This is a genomic window from Candidatus Latescibacterota bacterium (assembly GCA_019038625.1).
GTDB lineage: Bacteria > Krumholzibacteriota > Krumholzibacteriia > Krumholzibacteriales > Krumholzibacteriaceae > JAGLYV01.
The window spans coordinates 1-3,322 of the sequence record JAHOYU010000073.1 but is presented as its reverse complement, the minus strand read 5'-3'; the positions used below and the strand labels follow the sequence as shown (position 1 = coordinate 3,322).

The window sequence follows — 3,322 nt, the reverse complement described above, 5'->3', positions numbered from 1 at the left end:
GGCTGAGGTGGTCGGACTCAAGTAACGAGGTCTCCGGAGAACCCGGGGCGGTTCACATGAGCCACATCAAGGATTCTTGAGACAGGTGACATTCCAAGGATGTACCAAAGTCATGAGGACAATTCTCATTTGAGCCTTCCTAAGATCAAACTCGAAAATTTTTTATGGGCCCATTGAGTTTTCTAGACCATGCGAAAATTTTTTGCCACATTCCAAAGCGACAGCACACCCACTCGGATTATTTTACTGAAAGCTGGATAATACTCCCCTGTGGAATTGCTGTCCACTTGAAGTGCCTACAACTCGGACCATCCAGATTTACTTTATATTAAGGACATTGGGAAAAATCTTTGTCTCTAATGCGAGACATCCCAGATGATCTGGGCTATGCTTCCCAAACGGAGACACCACAAGCCTTAAGAATGGAAATGAGCAGGGAATGCGCATAATTTATCTGCACCAATACTTTAACACTCCTAAAATGGAAGGAGGGACCAGATCCTACGAAATGGCCAGACGCCTAGTGGCGAATGGACACGAAGTACACATAATTACGTCGGATAGAAAACCGAGTACTTCAAAGAGCTGGTATAATTCTAAGGAGGAGGGTATTAACGTCCACTGGTTACCTCTCCCCTATTCAAACTCGATGAGCAATGCAGCCCGGGTCCGAGCTTTTGCAAAGTTCGTTGGCCTTTCATTTCGCAAGGCACTCGAGGTCCCGGGTGACTTGGTTTTTGCTTCAAGTACACCTCTGACCATTGCTTTGCCGGCAATTTGGGCTGCACGTAAGAGAAAACTGCCAGTAGTATTTGAGGTAAGGGACCTCTGGCCTGAACTGCCTATTGCTGTAGGTGCAATAAAGAATTCAGCGGCAATTTTTTGTGCGCGCTGGCTGGAAAATTTTGCTTATATGAACTCAGAACACATCGTCGCATTATCACCTGGAATGCAGGAGGGTATAATCGCAACCGGGTACCCTGCAGAACGTGTCACGGTAATCCCGAATTGCTGTGACATTGAAATGTTCTCTCCCGCTAAGCTCGAAAGTAATCCGCCCTTGGATTTATCATGGCTAGCTGGTCGCCCCCTGGTTGTTTACGCTGGAACCATGGGATTCATTAATGGTGTCGATTACCTAGCGCGGTTGGCTGAAGCGGTTTTACCCCTTGATCCCGGCATTCGATTTTTAATCGTAGGTTCTGGCAAAATGAAAAAGAAAGTCGTGGCAGTTGCTACCAAATCCGGAGTGTTGGGGGAAAATTTTTTCATGCTTGATGGCGTTCCGAAAGAACAGGTCCCAACCCTGTTATCGGCTGCCACAATTGCGAGTTCGCTATTTGTAGACCTCGAACCAATGTGGTCCAATTCAGCCAACAAATTCTTCGATGCCCTAGCTGCTAGTAAACCGATAATGATCAACTACCGGGGCTGGCAGGCAGAACTTATTGAGGAACACGGCGCTGGTATTGTATTACCAATAAATGACATTTCAAGTGCAGCTAAGACTCTGGTGAAAAGGATTCGGAACAAAGATTGGTTGCGCAACGCAGGTGAGGCTGCAGCCACACTTGCCAACAATAAATTTGCGCGAAATAATTTAGCAGAAGACCTAGAGCATATTCTTCTTAAGGTTCACAATGACTGGCGGGAGGGTAATAGATTCCGCTAATTACTATTAATGAATTCTCCCATTTTCTGGGTACAACCCTTAAAATCAAATACCGTTTCGTCTTGTACTTGAAGATTGCTTTCTGCTATTTCTTATTTGGGTTTGATTCTAGTCTCACCCCTTTTACCGTGTTAAATCACTACTGGAGAAAATAATGACGAAAAGGGTCGAGAGTAAACAAATGCGTGTCTGTCATGTAACAACCGTTCACCCTCCATTCGACACGCGAATTTTTCACAAGCAGTGCCGTTCACTGGCCTCCGCTGGTCATGATGTTCATTTAGTGGCACAACATAGCTGCGACGAGATCGTCGATAGCGTCCAAATCTGGGGGCTACCGACCGCCCCTAATCGTCTCCTGCGGATTCTCATCTGGCCATGGTTGGCGATCAAGCGGATTTTGACATTGGAACCACGTCCAGAAATCGTGCACTTCCACGATCCGGAGTTGTTGATCTACCTATCCTGGCTTCGCCTGTTGGGATTCCGCGTTGTCTATGACGTCCACGAGAACGTTGCTGGCAGCCTCCGGAACAAACACTACTTACCTTCCCTAGTGGGGCGGATGGTTGCAAATATCTTCAGCCTAATCGAGCGCGTTGGTCTTGTTGCTGGCCTTCCCACCGTTCATGTGATGGACACGATCGCGGAACAATACCCGGTACCGAGGTATCTCGTCCGAAACTTACCCAATCGTTCCCTCGTCAGCGAAGCGGAACGAGCAATCACCAGTTCCCCTTGGCGGTTGGCCTATCTAGGAGCTATTACTGAGAATCGGGGTGCCATGACCATGTTGGAATTGCTTGCTGGGCTCGTACGTGACGGACACGATGTTCACTTAACCCTTGCTGGGAACATTGTACCTGTAGAGCTACAAGCTCGAATGGCATCCTTCATCTCCGCATCCAACCTAGGCGACAGAGTGACCATGACTGGTCGGGTCGAATGGAAGCACGGAATTTCCATAGTTCGTGACGCTCACCTCGGCTTATGTCTTCTTGATCCCACCCCAAATTACATGAACTCCTTGCCTACCAAGGCACTTGAGTACATGAGTCAGGGTGTTCCCGTCGTCATCTCGAATTTCGATTGTTTCATCCCGTTCGTCTCAAAACCGAACGCCGGAATTATGGTAGACATCACTTCAGCAGATTCCATCCGGCGCGAAGTTGGTGAGTTGCTCAATAATCCAGAGTTGCTGACAACGTTGGGCAAGAACGGAAAGCTCGCCATCAGGAATGACTTGAACTGGGAAAACGATTTTGATACGTTGCTCGCCGCATACAGAGAAATCCTAAAGGACAAACCTTTCCACTGACGAATGCCTGGAGACACTCAACACAACAGTTAACTGTCGACATCATTTCCATGAGGTTCGCCGACATGCAGTTTATTGACCTAAAGGCTCAGCAAGAGAGAATTGGCTCTATTCTTGAGGAAAGGATTGCGGCAGTCCTCGCACACGGTCACTACATCCTTGGACCAGAAGTCGCTGAATTGGAGAAAGAACTTGCGCTGAGGACCGGAACTCAGCGTTGTGTGACATGTGCCAATGGAACCGACGCACTTCTCATGGCCCTTAGGGCGCTCGGGATCGGCCCTGGGCATGCCGTATTGACCACTGCTTTTTCCTTCCTTGCAAGCGCGGAT

3 protein-coding genes are annotated in these 3,322 nt (G+C 48.2%); all 3 read left to right on the top strand.

Annotated elements, in window-relative coordinates:
* Positions 1–439: 439 nt before the first annotated feature.
* A complete protein-coding gene (locus KOO63_05240; protein ID MBU8921206.1) occupies positions 440–1,672 on the top strand; it encodes a glycosyltransferase family 4 protein in 1,233 nt (410 codons plus the stop codon).
* A 154-nt stretch (positions 1,673–1,826) separates the two neighbouring features.
* Positions 1,827–2,990 carry a glycosyltransferase gene (locus tag KOO63_05235; GenBank protein MBU8921205.1) on the top strand — a complete coding sequence of 388 codons (1,164 nt, stop codon included), beginning with the start codon at positions 1,827–1,829 and terminating at the stop codon, positions 2,988–2,990.
* Positions 2,991–3,055: 65 nt separating this feature from the next.
* The coding region (locus tag KOO63_05230; GenBank protein MBU8921204.1) for a DegT/DnrJ/EryC1/StrS family aminotransferase at positions 3,056–3,322 on the top strand (267 nt) is incomplete at its 3' end.

Excerpts from the sequence above, each read along its gene's own strand:
- KOO63_05240 (MBU8921206.1), top strand. The coding sequence starts at position 440 with ATGCGCATAATTTATCTGCACCAATACTTTAACACTCCTAAAATGGAA.
- KOO63_05235 (MBU8921205.1), top strand. The coding sequence starts at position 1,827 with ATGACGAAAAGGGTCGAGAGTAAACAAATGCGTGTCTGTCATGTAACA.